This window comes from Kitasatospora sp. NPDC007106, assembly GCF_040634455.1.
Classification (GTDB): Bacteria; Actinomycetota; Actinomycetes; order Streptomycetales; family Streptomycetaceae; genus Kitasatospora; species Kitasatospora arboriphila.
Map to the genome: position 1 here is coordinate 1 of NZ_JBEYFP010001120.1, position 1,660 is coordinate 1,660.

General features: G+C 71.6%; 2 protein-coding genes. Both read left to right on the top strand.

Annotated features, from left to right (window positions below):
- The first annotated feature begins 958 nt into the window (after positions 1-958).
- Entirely contained in the window at positions 959-1,123 is a 165-nt protein-coding gene (locus tag ABZ641_RS36340) for a hypothetical protein (protein ID WP_359988776.1), read from the top strand.
- Between the two features lie 346 nt (positions 1,124-1,469).
- Positions 1,470-1,660: GntR family transcriptional regulator (locus tag ABZ641_RS36345; protein ID WP_359988778.1), on the top strand; the 191-nt coding region annotated here is incomplete at its 3' end.

The window sequence follows — 1,660 nt, forward strand, 5'->3', positions numbered from 1 at the left end:
GGCGTGGTACTCCCGGCGCGCTGGGCACTGGGCCACCCCCGACCGGCCCCCGGCCGCCGAAGTAACCGGTCGGCGATGCCTTGTGCTACGGATCTGGTGAGTTGAGGGCTGTGTGGATGGGGATGTGACCAATCGTGAGGACGGCTGCCTGAATGCCGGCTGCGGGTGCACAGCCGTCATCAGTCTGATCATGTTCGGGTGGATCGTGGTGCTCCTGATCCAGCGGATCTGACCGCCGCACGGTGCCGGCCCGTTCGGGCCGCGCCGTGGGCGGATCGGCTCTGCGCCCGCAGGTGCTGTCACCCTTCGGGAGGAGTGCGGGTTCCGGTGGCACCGGCCGTCTGCCGCGTTCCGGGCAGTGGGTCCGGCCGGCCCCGGCCTTGACAGCGCGGCCGCCGTCCGAGAGATCGGCCCGGCCACCGGCGGCACCGCCAAGGGCGCCGGCCTCACCGGAGCCCCGCACGCCATGGCCGTCAACGAGACCGTCATCGCCTGCCTGCCCGAGGTCGCCACGATCGCCTCCCGGGCCGCCGAAGTCGAGCACCGACGTCGTGCTGCGCGCCCCGGAGCTGGGCCTGCCTGTCGTGTTCTTCGAGCTCGACCGCGGCACCATGAAGGAATCCCTGGTCGCGGCCAAGACCCCCTGCTACCTCGACTACCTCACCCGCACCGTCCGTACCTCCGGCGGCGACGTGCTGCACTGGCAGCGCCTCTACGGCCGCCCCGACCACGATGCGGACGAGCAGCACCCGCCGATCGCCCTCGTCTTCGACGGCGGCACCCGCCTCGGCATCACCGCCCTGCACAACCGCATCGACCGGATCGGCGACCTCACCAGCGCGCACTGGTCACCCCGCGTCCCTACCGCGAGGCCTACCAGCTCGAACCGGTCTGCCAGCAGTACACCGGCACCGTCCCCCTCCTGGCCACCACCCTCGACCGACTCCAGCGGCGCGGCTTGGTCGACGGGCCCACCTGGTGGCGCTACGGCCACCACACCTGGGAACCCCTCGCCCAGGCCCTCGCCAACCCCGACGGCTACGCCGCCCACCTGCGCCGCGACGAAGCCGAGCGGGACGAGAAGCGGCGCCGCGAGGCCGAACGCAAGGGTCAGCTTTGTTAACAGCTCACTTGATCTGCTGCTGCAGTACTACTCCAGTGGGAGTTCTCCATTTGCCCTGGTCGCCGGATTTCCCGACCGGGACCTCGGACGGCGTGTGGCCGACGTCCTACGGGCTGCGGCGAGCGGGCGACGGACACACGCCCACCTCGGGGGGAGTGGTACCGGCGGGCCCGGGCACCCCGGTGTGCACCGGGGAGTGCCATTGACGAACGCAAGGTTCACCGCGGACGCCGGCTCGAAGCGCGCCGTCGAGCGGAGGGCACGCACGAAACGGAGCCCGCCCGGGAGCCGTCCCGCGGACGCCGGTGTCTTGACACCGCCGTGCCGCAACCTCCATGATCGCCCTGTGAACCTGTCAGACAGCCAGACAGGTGGTGCGGTCCCGCGGCGCGTCAGCGCGATGGAAGCGGTCTTCGGCCACCTGCGCAGCGCCATCGAGCGCGGCGAGTACGCCGTGGGGGACAAACTCCCGTCCGAAGCCGAGCTGTGCCGGACCCTCGAGGTCAGCCGGCCGGTGCTGCGGGAGGCACTCCGGGC